11 protein-coding genes and 2 pseudogenes are annotated in these 19,279 nt (G+C 43.3%); 1 reads left to right on the top strand and 12 read right to left on the bottom strand.

All coding sequences use genetic code 11. From position 1 onward, the window contains the following. Window positions 1-192: 192 nt before the first annotated feature. From LDL35_RS06810 to fdhF (LDL35_RS06795), 4 genes and pseudogenes are all read right to left on the bottom strand, one after another. Window positions 193-1,437, bottom strand: coding sequence for a Coenzyme F420 hydrogenase/dehydrogenase, beta subunit C-terminal domain (locus LDL35_RS06810; protein WP_304020777.1), 1,245 nt, complete (start codon window positions 1,435-1,437; stop codon window positions 193-195). A gap of 1 nt (window position 1,438) precedes the next feature. After that, window positions 1,439-3,499, bottom strand: a complete 2,061-nt coding sequence (gene fdhF / locus LDL35_RS06805; RefSeq protein ID WP_304020774.1) for a formate dehydrogenase subunit alpha — start codon at window positions 3,497-3,499, stop codon at window positions 1,439-1,441. A 293-nt stretch (window positions 3,500-3,792) separates the two neighbouring features. Next, a pseudogene (locus LDL35_RS06800) lies at window positions 3,793-4,943 on the bottom strand (Coenzyme F420 hydrogenase/dehydrogenase, beta subunit C-terminal domain). A gap of 1 nt (window position 4,944) precedes the next feature. After that, window positions 4,945-7,001, bottom strand: a pseudogene (gene fdhF, locus LDL35_RS06795) (formate dehydrogenase subunit alpha). 32 nt (window positions 7,002-7,033) lie between these two features. On the opposite strand from fdhF (LDL35_RS06795), the gene LDL35_RS06790 reads away from it, so the two are divergent. Then, complete coding sequence (locus LDL35_RS06790; protein ID WP_304020771.1) at window positions 7,034-7,207, top strand: hypothetical protein; 174 nt, start codon at window positions 7,034-7,036, stop codon at window positions 7,205-7,207. Window positions 7,208-7,998: 791 nt separating this feature from the next. Here the strand turns inward: LDL35_RS06790 and LDL35_RS06785 are convergent. The 8 genes from LDL35_RS06785 to LDL35_RS06750 all read right to left on the bottom strand — a co-directional run. Further along, the gene (locus LDL35_RS06785; protein WP_304020769.1) at window positions 7,999-11,118 is read right to left on the bottom strand and encodes a PAS domain S-box protein; all 3,120 of its coding nucleotides are present in this window, start codon (window positions 11,116-11,118) and stop codon (window positions 7,999-8,001) included. Between the two features lie 131 nt (window positions 11,119-11,249). Next, the gene (locus tag LDL35_RS06780; protein ID WP_304020766.1) at window positions 11,250-12,296 is read right to left on the bottom strand and encodes a hypothetical protein; all 1,047 of its coding nucleotides are present in this window, start codon (window positions 12,294-12,296) and stop codon (window positions 11,250-11,252) included. Between the two features lie 166 nt (window positions 12,297-12,462). Next, on the bottom strand, window positions 12,463-12,717 hold the full coding sequence (locus tag LDL35_RS06775; RefSeq protein ID WP_304020763.1) for a hypothetical protein: 255 nt from the start codon (window positions 12,715-12,717) through the stop codon (window positions 12,463-12,465). 126 nt (window positions 12,718-12,843) lie between these two features. Continuing rightward, a complete protein-coding gene (modD, locus tag LDL35_RS06770; RefSeq protein WP_304020760.1) occupies window positions 12,844-13,698 on the bottom strand; it encodes a ModD protein in 855 nt (284 codons plus the stop codon). Between the two features lie 172 nt (window positions 13,699-13,870). After that, window positions 13,871-15,238 (bottom strand): MATE family efflux transporter, encoded by a 1,368-nt coding sequence (locus LDL35_RS06765; RefSeq protein WP_304020758.1) that lies wholly within the window; start codon window positions 15,236-15,238, stop codon window positions 13,871-13,873. A 47-nt stretch (window positions 15,239-15,285) separates the two neighbouring features. Further along, entirely contained in the window at window positions 15,286-16,710 is a 1,425-nt protein-coding gene (locus tag LDL35_RS06760) for an MFS transporter (RefSeq protein ID WP_304020755.1), read from the bottom strand. A 140-nt stretch (window positions 16,711-16,850) separates the two neighbouring features. Continuing rightward, on the bottom strand, window positions 16,851-17,300 hold the full coding sequence (locus LDL35_RS06755) for a response regulator (RefSeq protein ID WP_304020753.1): 450 nt from the start codon (window positions 17,298-17,300) through the stop codon (window positions 16,851-16,853). Window positions 17,301-17,353: 53 nt separating this feature from the next. Then, window positions 17,354-19,279, bottom strand: a 1,926-nt coding sequence (locus LDL35_RS06750) for a methyl-accepting chemotaxis protein (protein WP_304020749.1), incomplete at its 5' end; no start/stop codon positions are given.

Raw genomic sequence — 19,279 nt, 5'->3', positions numbered from 1 at the left:
TTGACTCAGTACATACCTCGACGGTAGTTTCCCAAATTTCAGTTCCATGAGCTTTGATTACCTGATATTCTTTTGTTATTTTTTGGGTCTCGTCATTTTGTGTCATTTCTGTCACCCGGGCAGGAAAAGAGAGGGAAAGAAAATTTCAGGCCTCTGTGAAATACTGGAACTAATAGGAAAAAAAGGTTCGGATTATTCATCCGTAAAGATATTGGTGTATATTGAATCGGTGCCAGTTGCATCGAGACGTGCACGTTCTGCTTTTTCCTCAACAAAGGCATGAATTGGAGGCGTCATATCCTGGCCCGGGATATGGCCAAACATCTTCTCTATCTCAACCTGTTGAGAGTGCATGAAAAGGGCATTCGGGATTTCCATTGGACAAAGTTCCTCACACTGACCACAATTGATACAGGAGTCTGAAACATGTGCAAACCTTATCAGGTGGAACATGAAGCTGGTTGGCAGAACACCGGGAGCAATGTACCAGGGCTTCTTGGTAGAACACTCGATACAATAGCAGATTGGACATGCTTCAACACAGGCATAACATTTGATGCATTTTAAAGACTCCGACATCATGAGTTTCAGACGGTCCTTGCCTTTACCCATGCCCTCAAAGTCACGGTGTCTCCACTCATCACCAAGGTTGAACATTGCCTTCTCGACTTTCGCTCGGATATCAATACCCTTTGGATCAGCAGGAGAGATCTCAAGAGCACCCTTTGACTGAGCACTGTTTACAAGGTTTGCACCCTTCTCTGAACAGATCTCAAGGAATGTTGCCTTACCTGCCTTATCTCCGATGACTCCCCAATTTCCTGCTGCAATATCTGCCTGACGGGGGATTTTCATCTTACAGCGTCGGCAGTTGGAACGCCGACCATATCCTTCCTCTTCAAGCTCATCGATCTTTATGCCCTTGTGTCCACCTTCATACTCTATGATGAACTGACCCTTGTCAATCTCTTCCTTATGAACCGTGTCAGGGTCAACACCAAACTTGTTTGAAATCATCTTTCGTGCTGTAACAGGACTTACGGAACCTCCACAGTTGACACCGATCATGATGATGTTATCAAGGTTTATCTGGTTCCGCTTTGCCAGCTCATAGAATGCCATAGCATCACAGCCCTTACAGGTGACTGCGAGCTTCATATCCTTTGCACCGTTCAGATATTTCTTGATCAGTTTAGGGATAAGGAGTGTGCCACAATGCAATGACCCGGCGGTCTGGATGATGTCTTCAGGATTGGTAATGACGGTCGGTACTGCATCATACAGATCTTTGCCCTTCTTGATGGCAACTACAGCATCGACCATTTTTGCTTCAAGGGCATGTTTTAAAAGTGCTGTGACTGCTCCACCACACTCTCCTTTCTTCTGGATTTCTGCGTCCTTTGCCCAAGCATAGAGCATATCACCTTTAGCTGCCATTTTAGTTCCCTCCAACCTTTTCAATTGATATGGCACAATGCTTGAGCTCCGGCATCTTGGACATTGGATCAAGAACGGTGTTGGTCAGGTTATTGACACCATCGGCAAAGTGCATGGTCATGTACACAACACCTGGAGCGACTTCATCGGTGACACGTGCGAGTGTTGTGGTCTCTCCACGGCGGCTTTTCAGCTTGATGTACTCATTGTTCTTAATACCAAGACGACGTGCATCCTCAATATTGATCTGGGCATATGATTCAGGAACCTCGCGGTGCAGGTCAGCAGCACGATCCGTCTGGGTTCTGGAATGATAGTGGAAGATAAGCCGTCCGGTCATGAGGGTGAACGGATACTCAGCATCAGCAACTTCTGCTGGCGGCCGGTAATCAATTCCAAAGAGATTACCCTTGCCGTCTGCAGTAGCAAACTTTTCCCGATGCAGAATTGGGGTTCCCGGGTGCTCCTCTGTTGGACATGGCCAGCAGATCCCTTCAGGCCTCTCAAGTTTTTCGTAGGTTGCTCCGAACATGGACGGAGTTACCGCCCGCATGTCATCCCATACATCCTTTGCAGTCGGAAGTTCAAAACCTTTAAAGCCCATCTTTGCAGCGAGTTCAGAGATGATGTGAATATCTTCTTTTGCCTGACCTGGTGGATTGACTGCTTTTCTGACCCGGTTAATACGGCGTTCTCCACTGGTGAAGGTTCCGTCTTTCTCTGCAAAACAGGCTCCTGGAAGTATGACATCTGCATATTGACAGGTTTCCGTGAAAAATATATCTTGTACAACGAGGAAGTCAAGCTTTTCCAACTGTGCTTTAACATGGTTAGAACTTGGATAGGTTACAACGGGGTTCAGACCGAGGATATACATTCCCTTGATCTCATCGCCGCACTGGTTGATCTGTTCTGTGAGGGTTGCTCCGTACCAGTCCGGGAGATTAGTCACACTCCATGCCTTCTCCATCTTCGCACGGTTTTCTGCAACTTCACATTTCTGGTAACCAGAGTAGACATTCGGGTATGCACCCATGTCACATGCTCCCTGCACATTGTTCTGACCACGAAGGGGGTTGACTCCTACTCCCTCACGACCAACGTTTCCAGTCAGAAGAGCAAGATTACCCATGGATCTAACATTATCAGTACCTGTGGTAAGTTCAGTGATTCCAAGACAGTAGATGATAACTGCATTCTTTGCCTTTGCATATCTGAATGCAATATCTTTTACAACATCAAGGGGAACCCCATGGATTGCTTCTGCATCGGCGTAGTTCTCAACCGTCTTCTTGAGATCTTCAAACCCGTTGACACGATCTTGAATGAATTTTTTATCTTCAAGGCCCTCTTTGATGATCCAGTACATCATAGAGTTTGCAAGGGCGATATGGGTTGATGGATTAAACCGCACATATGTGTCGGCCAAACGGGCAGTCATCGTGTACCGTGGGTCAACGGCAATAATCTGTATGCCTTTCTTCTTCGCCTGTGCAATCCGACGACCTGCCAGGGGATGTGCTTCGACTGCATTTGATCCCCAGATGAGAATTAAATCGGCGTTCAGTGCATCTTCAAAACCATTTGTTGCTGCACCAGAACCAAAGGAGAGTGAAAGACCTGCAACAGATGGTCCGTGACAGATCCGGGCACAATTGTCAACGTTGTTTGTCTTGAATCCAACACGTGCGAACTTCTGGAATATATAGCAATCTTCATTGACGGTTCTACAGGAGGTCTGGAATCCAAGTCCTTTTGGGCCATGTTTGTCGTAGATGGCCTTAAGGTTCTTTGCAACGAGATCTAGTGCCTCATCCCAGGATGCCTCAATAAACTTTCCGTCCTTTTTAATCAAGGGAGTGGTCAGACGGTCAGGGCTGTGTATGTGTTCCCAGCAGGTAACTCCCTTTGGACAAAGTTTTCCTTCATTGATGGGAGATCTCTGGTTTGGCTCAACACCAACGACCTTACCATTACTAACAACCAGGTTTAATGTACAACCAACACCACAGTAGGGACAAGTGGTTGCCACATATTTCATTATTTCTGAATTTTCACTCATATTTCACCCGAGTTTGACTGGTGAAAGATACCGTAATTACAGGTACGAAGCCTTCGCTCTTCAAATCATTCTTGCGTTTTGTAACCAGGCACACAGGAATGGACAACCCGAATATGTCCATGGGTGTAATCGCACACCCCCTGATCACAATGCAGAGAAGTATTACTCCACATACTCATATAAAGATGGCGAATTAATCCGGAATTTTGGTTTTTAGTGGTGGGAACTATTCAGGGAATGATTTATTACCCAAATGAGATGGTGAAAAAAAGAGTATAAAAAAATGAGAAAGGTTAGTTTTTGTATGGAGCAGCGCCGAGTTTCGGAACGTAGGCATTATCCCCTTCAACCCTGATGGCATGTGAGATAAGAGCCAGGGGGATCTCAACCGGACAGAGTTCTTCGCATTGACCACAATTTACACAACTGTCAGAGATGGATGCAAACCGGCGAAGATGGAACATTGGGTCTGATGGGATATACCCTGGTCTGACCATATATGATTCAGGCCTTTCCACGAATGGTGTGGAGATACAAACCGGACACTTTTCAATACAGGAGTAGCACTTGATATACCGTGATGTCTCCTTTTTAATGAAGTCCCAGAGATTGTCACGAAGTGCAGTAAACTCCTTCTTACGCCATTTCTCACCAAGTTTAAGCATGGCTCCCTCTGTCTTGCCTCTGATCTCGATTCCCTTTGGTTCAGCAGCACAGGTATCCAGTTTCTTAGCTGATACTGCCTTTGAAACGATATCAGCACCTTTGTCACTACAAATCTCAATAAAGGTTGCCTTCCCAGCCTTATCTCCGATCACTCCCCAATTTCCACAGGCAAGGTCTGCCTGACGGGGGATTTTGTACTTGCATCGCCGACAGTTGGAACGACGTCCATAACCCTCTTCTTCAAGTTCATCGATTTTGATGCCCTTGTGTCCGCCTTCATACTCGATGATGAACTGACCCTTATCGATCTCTTCTTTAGTAACCTTGTCTGGATCAACACCAAACTTTTCCTTGATCATCTTCCGGGCCTGAATTGGATTTACAGAACCTCCACAGTTTACACCGATGGTAAGGACATTGTTCATGTTGATCTCGTTCCTCTTACCTAGTTCAATCATGCTCATGAGGTCGCAACCTTTGACTACGACACCCACTTTCATGTTCTTTGCTCCGTCCAGGTATTTCTGGATAAAGGTGGACATGAGCAGGGTACCACAGTGTAATGACCCAGCTGTCTGGTCAAGATCCTTTGCATCGGTTTGGCAACGGGAACGGCATCATATAGATCAAATCCCTTCTTTACTGCGACAACAACATCAACGATCTTGTTTTCTAGTGCATATTTTAAAAGGGTCGTTACTGCACCACCACACTCTGCCTTTTTAGCAATACCACTGTCAGTTGTCCAGGCATAAATCATGTCGCCTGTTGCTGCCATATTAGTTCCCCCCTATCTTTTCAACTTTCACAGCACAGTGCTTGAGTTCCGGCATCTTGGACATCGGATCAAGAACAGTGTTCGTCAGGTTGTTGACACCTTCATTAAAGTGCATGGTCATGTACAGGACACCAGGTCCGATCTCATCGGTTACATGGGCGATGGTCTCGGTTTTTCCACGTCTGCTGGTGATCAGGATCTTCTCATGCTGTCCGATACCGAGGCGTCTTGCATCTTCGTTGTTGATCTGGACATATGATGCAGGCACTTCGTAATGAAGAGCGGCACTCCTGTCGGTCTGTGTCCTGGAGTGGTAATGGAATATGAGCCGGCCTGTCATCATGGTGAACGGATACTCAGCATCTGCAACCTCTGCTGGTGGGCGATATTCAATACCAAAGAGGTTACCCTTTCCATCTGCACAAGCGAATTTTTCACAATGGAGGATCGGGGTTCCACAGTGCTCGAGAGTTGGACAAGGCCAGACAATAGACTCAGGTTTTTCAAGTTTTTCGTATGTTGCACCAAACATGCTTGGGGTACAGTTCCGCATATCATCCCAGACGTCTTTTGCAGTCGGGAGATCAAAACCCTTTAGACCCATCTTCTTTGCAAGTTCTGATATAATCCAGATATCTTCTTTTGCTTTGCCTGGTGGGTTGGTTGCTTTTCTGACACGGTTAATACGGCGCTCACCGCTGGTGAAAGTACCATCCTTCTCGGCGAAACAAGCCCCTGGTAGGATAACATCTGCATATTGACAGGTTTCTGTAAAGAAAATATCCTGGACAACGAGAAAGTCGAGTTTTTCAAGTTGTCTTTTCACGTGGTTGGAATCAGGATAAGTGACAACCGGATTTAAACCAAGGATATACATCGTCTTGATCTCATCCCCACAGATGTTAATCTGCTCAGTAAGGGTCTGTCCATACCAGTCCGGAAGACCTGTCACGCCCCATGCCTTCTCCATTTTTGCACGGTTTTCAGCAATTTCGCACTTCTGATATCCAGAATACATATTTGGATATGCACCCATATCACAAGCACCCTGTACATTGTTCTGCCCACGAAGGGGATTTACACCAGTTCCAGGACGACCGACATTTCCGGTGAGCAGGGCAAGGTTACCCATAGACCTGACATTGTCAGTACCGGTGGTCAGTTCGGTGACTCCAAGACAGTAAATGATAACTGCACTCTTTGCTGATGCATACTTATATGCCAGTTCTTTTACGGTTTCAAGTGGGACGCCATGGCTGTCTTCAGCATCTGCATATTTTTCAACCGTCGCCTTGAGTTCTTCAAACCCGTTCACACGTTCTTCGATGAATTTCTTGTCATGTTTGTCTGCTTTGATGATCCAGTACATCATCGAGTTTGCCAGAGCAATGTGTGTTGACGGATTAAACTGAATCCACTTATCTGCAATCTTGGCTGTGGTTGAGAGACGGGGGTCAACTGCATAGATAGGGATCCCTTTCAATTTTGCTTGGACAAGACGCCGCCCGGCAAGGGGGTGTGCTTCAAGAGCATTCGATCCCCACACAAGGATAAAATCAGAATTTAGAGCATCTTCAAAGCCATTCGTTGCTGCACCAGATCCAAATGATAGGGAAAGGCCTGCTACTGATGGCCCATGGCAGATACGTGCACAGTTATCAACATTGTTTGTTTTAAAACCGACACGGGCGAATTTTTGAAAGATATAACAGTCTTCATTTACTGTTCTGCAGGATGTCTGAAATCCAAATGCTTTAGGTCCGTATTTGTCGCTTGTTTCTTTCAATTTCTTTGCGACAAGGTCAAGAGCTTCATCCCACGACGCCTCGACAAATTTCCCATCTTTTTTTATGAGAGGTGTCGTTAGCCGGTCAGGGCTGTGGATATGTTCTCAGCATGTCAGACCCTTGGACAGAGTTTCCCGTCATTAATAGGGCTTCGCTTATATGGTTCTACGCCGACGACCTTTTCATTCTTAACAACAAGGTTCAGAGTACACCCGACACCACAATAGGGGCAGATGGTTTGTACATACTTAACTAGATTGCTTTCGCTCATTCTTTCACCCGAGTTCTCAGGGTAAAACAGCCATGAGGACTGGTCTCCTTCCAGTCCCTGAGAAGAACGTTCAATACCGGGAAACCACACTAACCCTGTATCGATCAGAAAATCTCATCCAATATGGCTGTTTTAACCGGTTTGGCGAATTAATTGTGCTCTCATCCGGTGATGAGATGACACTGGCAATTCTCACGCAGAGATGAACACATCCATACCAGGTATGTTTCAGTCATCTCAGTTCCGATGGTTCGAATCATGGTAACGTGACTCATATACTGTGAGGCATTTTGAATCTGCCTGAACACCTGTCCCTTCAGGTATATGCATACTGATTCATGCGTGTACACAGTATATCTCTTCTGTTCCTGATATCAAAGCATAAATCTTACGAATTGAAGTTCTGAATTCTGCGTAGAAAAACAGGGCTTATATTTTGTGATATTCGAAAAATGCGCCGATTTTTCTTTTTATGATAATTGTATCAGATGGTTACTTCTTTTGTGGCATTTCTGTCAAATAATGAAATTCAATTAATTTCAATAGTTATTAATGGAGTGTGATGAACAGAGAACCTGCCTTTTCAGGCGCGATTGAAATGAGAACAAGTACGATTGGATGAAAAGGATATCACATAGATATTATGGACCCTGAAAGATGGAAAGGTGTTGGTGACCATTCGGTCTATTGTGTGTGGTTTTACCCTTTCCCGGTTAACCCTGAGAGATCCCGTACCTGACAAGGTCCATCCTCATTCTACCTCATTATATATGCGGTATTCATGAGTACTAGTTCGTTGTTTTTTGTCAGAAATAAAAGTCTGATATCTGGTGTCCCGATACAATAGTTTATTATATAAAAACTGATCAGACAGATTTTATCAGCGAATTCGCTATAATTATCATATTCTGTGTTTTTTCATATCCCAGGTAATTCCCAATATCAGTCCGCTGAATCTTGAAAGATTATCGAAAAAGTCTGGATATACGTTCAGGGATCAGATCATTTTCTTCAACCTGATCTCTACTTCTGTTCCTTTCCCCAGGCCCTCACTTCGAATATATATTTCTCCCCCAATAGCCATGATTAATCGTTTTGTCACAGAAAGGCCCAGACCTGATGATGAACGGTCATGACGGGAGGGATCGGCTTTAAAAAAGGGTTCAAAAATCCTGGATAAATCCTTTTCTGTCAGACCCACTCCATTATCCTGAACACAAATCCTGACCATCTGTCCAAGGTCTTCGGTATATATTCTGATGGTGCCCCCTGCATATGAGTATTTCAGGGCATTTGTAATGACATTATCAAAGATGGATATTACATGGGGTAAAGAAGAGTTAATACAAATCGTATCAGGGATATCTGTCAGAATGGAAATATCTTTTTTATTTGCGGCGATAGAATGGACATTGAGCAAATTATCGATTAATTCTTTGAGATTTATTTCGGATTCATCTTCAACCCGGTATGGTGATCCCAGGTCATTGAAATGAAGAAGTGTCTGTATAATTGATGCAATCCGAGTGGCATTTTTCTCTAGAATTTGAATTATTTCAGTTCTTTTCTGTGTATCATCCTCGTTTTCAAGTAAGGGGAGTAGAGCGATAAGAGGAGTAAGGGGGGTTCTCAGATCATGAGCGATAGCGGTAATGAGGAGATTTTTCATCTCCAATAAATTTGCGATTTCCGCAGTCCGTTCTTCGACTAGTCTTTCAAGGACCTCGTTCTGATTGATACTCTTATTTAGCTGGCAGATCAATGATTTTTGTTCGGTAATATCCAATCCAATAAATCCGATAAATGTCCTATCATCTTCAGAGATGGGGAAGAAAACTGCAGATAAAATTCTCTCTCCCTCTTTGAGATCTATCCGGCACTCCTGAACCGAGGGCTGTCCTTTTTCTATAACTTCCCGAAGAATCTTTGAACATTCTGTCTCCCAATCTGATTTAAATAACTCATGAATTCTCCTTCCATTTTTTTCTTTATCCGGATTGCCATTCTTTTTTGAGAATGATCGGTTCGAAAAGACGATGAACCCATGTTCATCAAGAAGTGCTGCAAATATTGGAGAAGAATTCGAAATATTCTTGAATAACCGCGTCATCAGAGATAATCCCCGTTCAGTTTTCTTTCGGTTGGTAATATCTCGAGCGGTAATCAGAATACCCTGAATCGCCGGATTATCAATGCAATTTACTCCTACCCCTTCCAGGAGAACATATGAACCATCACGTTTTAGTGTTCTGAATTCTGCAGTTTCGATCACGGAAATATTGTTTATAAGTCTGTCCAACCTGGATTTTACAACCGAGAAATCATCGGGATGGACAAACCTGCCTGCAGGCCCAATGACCTCTTCTGTAAGAAAACCCGTTAAAGAGGAATGATTCGGACTTATATAGGTTACTTCATACTTAGGGGAGACGATCATAAAGATGTCTGAAGATTGGGTGACAATCATCCTGAATAACTCCTCCCTGTTTTTCAGATCCCCAATTAAAGACTTATATTCGGTAATATCCTGCATTGATCCAACGATTCCTGCAATATTACCAGCATGATCATAAAAGATACTTTTTGAGACGATGATATGATGAGTTTTTCCAGATTTATCGGTGAGTTTTATCTGATATTTTTGAACCGGATTGTTAGGAATTAACTCCTGATCGTGGGTTATTGTCTCAAGCGATATATTGTGGTCAGGCCATACCTCATCAATTGTTTTTCCCACCAGGTCTTCTTTTGATATCCCCATATATGTACAATATGCCTGATTGCAACCCATAAATCTGAAGTTCTTATCCTTCCAAAAAACCGGGAGAGGGAGTGCATCAAGAAGGGCGTCCGTGAATTTTTGTTGAGATAATAATCGTTTAAGAAAGATATCCCGCTCTTCTTCCAACTGTTTCTTTTGAGTGATATCCCGGAATGTGACATATATTGCATCTGACACATCCATTTGTATCTTTCTCCCCTGGGTCTCGATCCAGATTTCACGGCTTTTCCCAGTGATGAGTTTATACTGTGAGATGTATGAATCATTTCCTGATCTTACCTGTTCTATATCATGCAAAACCAGGTCATGGGAATCAGGATGGACATATGTCATCACGTTTTTTCTTGCAAGCACTGTATCCGCAGATTCTTCTTCAACCATCCGGACACCGGCAGGGTTGATATAATATATTGTTCCGTCAAATCCAATGATGAGAATAGCATCCCGTGAATACTCGGCCAGAACCCGATATTTTCTTTCATTCTCCTCTATCTTTCGTGCAGATTTTTTCACTTCTGTTATATCACGAATCGATTCAATATATCCAGTAATGTTCCCCTCATTATCATACAGAGGACAGGCCTTTATAAATAGTGCGATCAAATCCCCTTGTGTATTGACATACTCCGCTTCTGCCTGAATTACATTTCCTGAACGTGAAATGTTGGTATAATACCTGGATAAGACCTCATTGCTCTCATTGAGAAGATCAATCAGAACCGGATGACGATGCCCATAAAGTGTAGCAGCATACTCATAGTTTCCTTTCCCAAGCATTTGTGATGAGGAGTAACCGGTCATCTTCTCAATTGCCCGGTTCCACGCAATGATCGTGCCAGACCGATCTATGGCAAAGGTTGCATCAGGAAGAAAATCAATAATATCTGCAAGTTGTTTTTGTGAGTCCTTTAGTGATTTTTCTGCCCTTTTTCTCGCGACCGCCTGTTTGATTTTATGTGATAATTCAGCAAACTGGGATTTTGGTTCACCCCCTTTTTGCAGATAAAAATCGGCCCCGTAATTAATTGCTTCAATGACAACCTCTTCCCGACCCCTCCCGGTAAAGAGTATAAATGGTATATCATTTCCCTGTTCTCTTATTGCTTTGAGAAATTCAATCCCATCAATAACGGGCATCTGGTAGTCAGAGATTATTGCATCATATTTTTGCAAAAAGCCGGGATGAAGAACTTCTCCAGCTGATTGAACAATATCGACGGAAAACTCCCCCATTCGCTCAAGGAATCGCTTACCAAGATGGAGAAGTACCTCTTCATCATCAACATACAATAATGAGATCTGATTTGTAGAGACACTGTTATCTGTATCAATCATTTTTCAGACCAAATAATGACAAATATACTTACAGGACACTATTGGTAACGTTTTTATTTAAAAGTTCTGTATTCTCAATCGAAATTTTTCTTTTTTTTTGAATTTTTTGTCTGAAGATGGAAGAAAAGAAGTTATAGGGGGGTGAATACGATGACCTTATCATATATAAGTTCCGGATATGCCGGTCCGACATTGGTCTCCGGTTCTAAATATGCTCTCCACCTGATCCACATCTCCTCATCCAGCGGTATTCCCTCGAGATATGGACCTGTTGGAACGTTCATCGTATATAGCTCATCTGATTCTGTTCTGGTGATCGTGTACGCATACAGCATCGGGGCATTGGGATCATCAGGAATATATCGGGATGCTCTCCCTTCAAACTGGGTATTATCTGCAGTGACCACACCGTTTATCTTTTCAGCACCATATGCGACGATATTACTGTATACTGCCTTCCCGAATGCGGCGTGATTGACACCGTATCTCACTGCAAACTGTCCTTCCTTCAGGGTAAACTTTTCACTCCCCAGATATGTGGGATCCCTGTTCTCTCCATATGCCTGCTCATTATTCTGCATCACCTGACTACTTTCAGGGAATGATATCCCGGTCTTCATCTCCTGGTATGTGTATCCCGGATATGCCGCTATGATGGCATCACGTAAGTGGTTCACCGGAGGCATCAGGTCAAATTCTGTCTTTCCTGTCCCCCGTATCCGGAGATCTGATACCGGGTAGGGGTTTAATGGTTGAGACTGGTTCGGTGTCAGCCGGTAAACACGATACATAGTGTACACATCGCTCATATACTGATCTTGCACCTTCGGTGTATCAAATACCCCGACCCTGATACCAAATCCGAAAGACTCATCATCCTCCTCAAGTCCCATATTCACCATCGGAGACGGTATCTGCTTGATATGAATCATGCTCGCAGGGTATCCTGCTGCTATTGCATAAGATTGGACCCGTTCTGCAATCGTCTTATCTGCCGAATAGATGATCATGATAGGCTGATCAAATCCGTCTGTTCCTGTTTCTACCTGTATGGCCCCGATATTTACTAAATCACCAAACCCAGCAAATATCATTGCCCGCTCTGATCCAATCGTCCGAAAGACCATGAATGTTGGGTAATTGTAAATTTTTACCCCAGACGGGGTCTTTCCGATCATCAATAAAGCCTCATCTGGTCTGAGTCTGACATTGCCACTCATCCCATTTAGGAACTCATGGTCATTGGCAACCGCCCGACCTGGTGATCGGGGAAGGGCGAATGCATAGTAGGGATTATCTGCATTATTTCCCTCCGCATCGGGGAGAACGCCGAGTTCGGCTAGTTTAATGAGATCTAATTTTTTTTACTGCTCCCTGCTGGACTTCAAATCCTTCATCAGATAAGATGGTAAGGAATCGTGCATCCGCTTCAGATGGTATGGGTTCTGGCTCAAAGAGCTCATAGAGTATCTCTTTGTCTATCTCCATGCCTGCCGGGATCAGATCCCGTATGTCTGAAAGGTTCTCTGTTTGGGTGATGCACCGGTAAAAATAAGGGATAAAACGGCAATAAATAGCCCAATAAGCAATCCTTGACATACCAAAGGATATTCCAGGTATTAAAATTAAAAATATTATATTTGAAGGTATTGTCCCTCTGAAAAATCTCAATTTTTGAACGAAAAAGAAAAAATAGGATAAAATTAATAGAAAATAACGTGAGGCTTAGTATTCATCTATTGGCAGGATCTCTGCCATGATATCGGCCGGAGGAGCGAAATACATCCATGAAGTGACCAGCACATCTGCCCCTGCTTTTGCATACATTCCTGCATTCGAATCATTAATAGCCCCGGCAGCTATCATGCAGATATTCGGATTGATGGCACGACACTTTCCTGAACATTCAGAAAAGATTTCCTGTGTACTCTTGTCCATCTGAACTGCATCCGCTCCGGATTTAGCTGCAATCAATGCCTCCTTCAGGCTATGTGCTTCTATAACGATTTTTCTCTCTTTCATCTTCTCTTTGACTGAGCGGATAACCTCTGGCAGGCGTTCATATCCGCCGGTAAATAACAGATGTTCACGGAAGATGAGGATGGTATCAGAGAGCCCGGTCCGGTGTGGAACCCCTCCTCCTGCCATCAATGCTTTTAATGCCATTTTTTTAACAAACGGGGGGTGTTTCCGGGTCCCTGCCACTGATATTGAAGGATTTTCTTTCTTTGCTGCCATTACCAGTTGATTTGTCCGACCTGCAATACCTGAAGCAAACTCGATCATCGCACTTCCCGTCCGCCAGATAATATGGATTGCAGAGGCCTCTCCTTTCGCTTCAATCAGTCTGTCTCCAGGTTGTAATCTGGTACCTGATGCGACAAAATGTCCAACCTCCAGTCCTGCTTTTTTATAGAGCCGGACTGCTTCTTCAGTACAGCAGGCAACCATCTCATTTCGGGCGATCAATGCGATAGATCCTTTCTTTCCGGTAAGATCTAACAGGAAGGTTGTCATATCTCCAGCCGGCAGATCGTCTTCTATCAGTCGGTCAATATCTGCTTCAGTAAAATAAATCATTCCAATTTCATTTAACTTTGGAGTTATATTACATGTATCCAATTGGATCCAGAGACCTGCCCTTCTATAGGATGAAGATAAGAGATCAGAATACGCTTCTCATCGTCAGCGTTCAGACCCCTTTTAAGGGTATGACTTTTTTCTGTTGAAAAAAATGGAATAAATTAATGATTCAGGTATATCTGATAATTCTACTGATGTAAAATCTGACCCAGATATACCCGGTAATTCCACCAAGAATATCTCCGATAATAAGTCCCCACCAGATGCCGTGTTCACCATAACCCAGAACAACGCCGAGCAGATATGCGGCAGATGCCATGAATACTATCTCTCTGAGCACATTGAGAAGAAGTGATGACAATCCCCGCCCGGTTCCCTGAAAGACAGAAGATGACATAATTCCCGGAGATACAAATGGATAAAATATACACATCGTCGCAAGGAATGCTGCTATTGATGGCGCCAGATGTGCTCCATCAGCTGAGTATGAAAATATAAACGAGATCTGATCTGCAAAAAGCCAGGTCAGAATTGCAATGATGGTAGCTATGACAATGCCTAAGAGAACAGAAAAGTTATGAATAACCGGAAACTTTTCAAAATGCCGTCCTCCAAATGCTGCACCGGTAACTGCTACAACAGAGGTGGATATTGCGACAAGAGGAATGATTGCAAACATAATAACCCGCCATCCTGCTGTATATACCGCGACAGCATCAGTATTCGCTACCATGACCAGCAGTATATTAATAAAAACAGAGAGAATTGCCATCAGAAAAAATTCACAACTGGCCGGAAGTCCGATTGCCAGAACATCTTTGATATGCCTGGTCTCATGAAGGTTCATATCTTTTGAAAAGGTAATATAAGTATCCTTTTTGATACAGAACCAGTATATCTGGACAGATGCAATGAGAACCAGCGATACTATCATACCCCAGGCCGCACCGGCAATACCCCAGTTCAGATAGTAGATGAAGATGGGATCAAGAACGATGTTGATAATGGATGCTGCTCCCATCACGTACATCGTCCGTTTGGTATCTCCTTCTCCCCTGAGAATGCCATATCCGACATTTGTGAAAAGGATCAGGATGGTCCCTGCAAATACGATATTTCCATACTCTACTGCGAGATCTACAGTATTTCCTGCGCCAAACAGGACCATCAGTGGTCTGCTGAATGTAATTAGCACAAGAGATATGACAATCGATATCACGATGCTCAGAAGAACTGCCTGAATTGCAGTTGTATGAGCTCCATTTCTGTCCCCTGCACCGATCCTTCGGGAAATTACTGATGTAGCTCCGGCTCCAAGACCATTTGCCAGTCCGATGAGAATCATAAACAGGGGAGTGATGAAACCAACTGCTGCCAGGGCATCTGCCCCAAGTCCGGCCACCCAGATGGCATTCACCAGGTTATAGGTGGACATGAGCAGCATGGCCACTATCATCGGAATAGAGAGTTTGATAATGGCAATTTTCGGATCACCTTTCAGAAGGGTGACTCCGGTTGTATCAGGTTGATGATCCATGTAAGTACTTCACCATGATGATGTGATTCGGCTTTATTCTGTCTATTTTAAATCCGTACTGAGTTCTCCCGGGTCTTCTTTTCTCTGACAATGACCGACAGTATGAGTGCCAGAACTGAAAGGATAAAACCCGCAGTCATTGAGAGGTGAAATCCGTGTAAAAATTTCTCCGGATCAAGATCAGAGAATGCTGAAATTCCTGTTTCTGCGCTTCCCAAGGTAAAAAATGTTGCAAACAGAGCGGTACCAAGGACACTTCCAAGGTATACTGCAGTGACCATGAGTGATGTTCCAGTACCCTCTTCTCCAGGAGGAGCATTTTCTACAACCCTGCTGGCAACCGGTCCGCCAAAACAACCCATAAAGAGACCCATAATGAGAAGGCCAAAGATAAGTGGAATAAACCCGGTTTCCGGAATGATTATCATAAATATCCCGCTCGCTGCAATAGATAATACTGCTGCTGCTATTGCAAATGGTCTTCTGCCGATAAGATCAGACCATCTTCCCATCGGAATGCCTATTATTGCGGTTATGAGCGGTGGAATGAGGAGAAACAGTCCGGCCATTGCCGGGTCATATGCCATCCCTGCCTGGAGGAAGAATGGAAGGAGATAGAAAATACCCATAGATACACACCCGTAAATGAGAAATGCAAGGAGTGTTGCGGTAAAGTTCATGACTGAAAACACCCGGATATGTATCAGGGGCATATGACACATCCGCTCACGAATGTAAAAGGCAATCAGACAGGCAATACTGATGCTCCCACTGAGCAGAATCTGCAGGTCAGATATCCCCAGGTGAGAAATGCGTTCAAGACAATATACGCATGACGCCATCAGCCCAAAGAGCAGAATTGATCCGTACAGGTCAAATGGTTGCTTTTCACGGGGAATATCGGGAGGAATGATATACATACCAAAAGCCAGAATGAGGATGCCGACAGGGACATTCATGAGAAATGCCCAATGCCAGGAGAAATACTGGGCAATAAATCCTCCGATTGCCGGACCGGTTGCTACCCCGACTGATACTGACATGGAAATCGCTCCAAAGGCCATCCCGTACATATCCTTTGGAAGGTAGGTGACACAGAGTAATGAGGCGGTTGCTGCAAGCATAGCTGCTCCGATTCCTTGTAAAATCCGGGCAGCCAGAAGAATTTCGAGGTCGGGGGCAATTCCACACGCAGCAGATCCAGCAGTGAAGACACACAAACCCAAGAGGAATATCTTCCTGATATGTCCTCGTTCGGCAATTTTTCCTATGATGAGGATTAATCCTGCCATCATCAGGAGATAGGTGATAATGACCCAGGAAGCTGTCCCGGTATCGGTGTTGAATGATTCTGAAATCTGTGGGAGAATTATTGTTACAATCGAGCCGTCAAGCCCGTCTAAAAACATTCCGACTGCAGCGGCCGTTAGAAGAAGTCTTTGGTGGAGTTGATTGGAGATGATTTGGGACATGGGGTAACAGATTGTGTCAGAATTCGTGATAATAGTTATGATAAAAAATTAGTCCCATTCAGGTTAATACTCCCATAAAATATCTTTATAATAAAAATCAATTTGATATTTCCTATGAGTAATTAGCATCGTGAGTAGAATTACGAAATTATTTGGCGAATAAGAGTTACGAGTTCTTTACATCCCTGTGATACATTGGTTTGTTTCTGTAGGCATATAAGTGAATCAGGTATTTGATGACAAAGAGAAATCTCTTTCCGGCTTTTACTTGAGTAAATTATAAATGGGGTAATGTGTCCTTCAGATCTTACTATCTTATAGAAATCAATACCGTTCAATTCAGGCATATCATAGTCTGATATTATTACATTATGAGAATATTGCTTTAGCTTTTCTAATGCCATTTTTACTGATGAAACAGTGTCAACCTGAAATCCTTCATATCGCTCAATAAACACCTGATTTACATACAGCAGGTCTTCATCATCATCAACCAAAAGAACACGATACTTGGACTTCTGATTTTTTTCATAATTGGAACACTGAATAATTTGTGATTGAGGTAATGGAGAATGAATAGAACTCTTCATAATAAATCCTGGAAAATAATGGTAATCTGGTTGAATAGAATGTATCAAAAATTTTATACAATAAAATGTGCAACTGCTTTTGATACCTGTTCAGTTCCTGAGTTTACTTGCTGAATTACCTGCTTTAATTCATCTATTGAAGCTGCCGATTCCTCTGCGATTCCGGCAATATCCACAGCTTCTTTGGAATTTCCTTCAAGAAGGTTGGATATCTCATTCACACTCGCAGTAACCTCCTCCACCCCGGAAGCCTGTTCCTCAGTCATCGCAGCAACCTGCTCTATATGCACGGAGATGCCATTAACTGATTCGGCTAGTTTCCCAAAGACCTTCAGTGTGTCACTCAATGCCACATTACCATCTTTTATTGCTTCTGCAGCAGCCTCTGCAGAATTTCCGGCATTCTCTGATTTTTTCTGAAGTGAAGAGATCATTTCAGCAATGTTTTCTGCGGATGTTCTTGATTCAGTCGCCAAGGCTTTTACTTCTGCAGCAACTACCGCAAATCCTCTTCCTGCTTCACCAGCCCTTGCAGCTTCAATAGCTGCATTGAGTGCAAGAAGGTTAGTCTGATTCGCAATATCAGAAATCAGCCGGACAATTTTTCCTATTTGACCCATATCCTGCTGAATTTCTCCAATTAACCGGTTCATATCCTCTGCACTCATTGTAATGACCTGCATTCCATCCTCAGCTTTCTTGGCAAGAGATGTTCCTTCCTTAGCAAGGTCATTGGCATTCCGGGAATATTCTGATACTTCTTCAGTCTTTTTAGACACTTCAGCAACCGTAATTGTCAAATCTTCCATTGCCTTGAGTATCTGCTGAACACCAGAATTGCCCTGTTCTGCATTGGCAGATACCTGACTGGCACTATGTGCCATCTGTCCTGCTCCCTGTGCTATCTCACCTACGTTGACATTGGCCTGATCCGCATTTAATGAGAGATTTTTCACCTGCATGTTTATTGTTGAGATCGCTTCTGCAACCTTATCTCCAATTTCATCAAGTGCCTCTCTGAATGATATCCAGTCTCCCTTAATATTCAGTTTTTTATCAAACCGGGCGGTAAAATTATATCCGGCAAATTCTTTTGCAATCCGCATAGCTTCCATAACCGGAATTTCTATTGATGCCTGAGTCTGATTCATCCCTTCGATTACTTTTCGATAATCTCCCTCGTGTACTGTCTGATCCACACGAAAAGAGAGATTTCCTGCAAGAGCAGCATTTGCAATCTGTGTTGAATCGAAAACAAGCCTGGCTATTGCATCACGTGCAATATTTACTGCTTGATTTATCTTTACAAACTGCTCTTGTGCTCCAATAATCTCCCGGTCAGCATCAAGAACAGTAGACGTAAAACTTGTATTTCCATGAGATAGGGATAATATATTCTCATACAGATTGCTGATAGATTTTTCAAGATACACAACCATCTTTTTGATGGTCGTAATATCGATGTACATCATAACAATTTTGGTGACATTGTTATTGACATCAAGGATGGGGATGTAGGTATAATTCAATATTTTTGTAAATGAGCCGAGATCAACAGTAATGGTCCCAGTTCCATATTTCTTTGAAGAAATGATTTCATTTAATGTCGATCCCTCCCGATCAATGACATTAATATCTCGCAGACTCATCTTAGTCAATTCAGACTCAGATAACTGAATAATATCCTGAAATGCCTTGTTTGATGAGAGAATTTTCCCATTTAGATCTGTTGTAATTATTCCGGCAGGACTATCATTTACTAAAGTCTCTGATTCATGTAATTGTTCCACAAGATTTGTCCGATCCAAAAAAATCTCAATGACTTTGTGAACATTTCCCCGTGGATCCTTAATAGGTATATAGAAGTAATCTACATGACGGATACCAACTGGGAATTGTACGACCATACTTCCCCCTTTGAGTTTCCCTGAATTTATTGCATCAGAAACACTCGGCCCATCTCTTTGTTTGACGATGAA

This window comes from Methanospirillum hungatei (assembly GCF_020216685.1).
Lineage (GTDB): Archaea > Halobacteriota > Methanomicrobia > Methanomicrobiales > Methanospirillaceae > Methanospirillum > Methanospirillum hungatei_B.
Note: the sequence above shows the minus strand (reverse complement) of the source record. Positions and strands in the feature narration are given on the sequence as shown.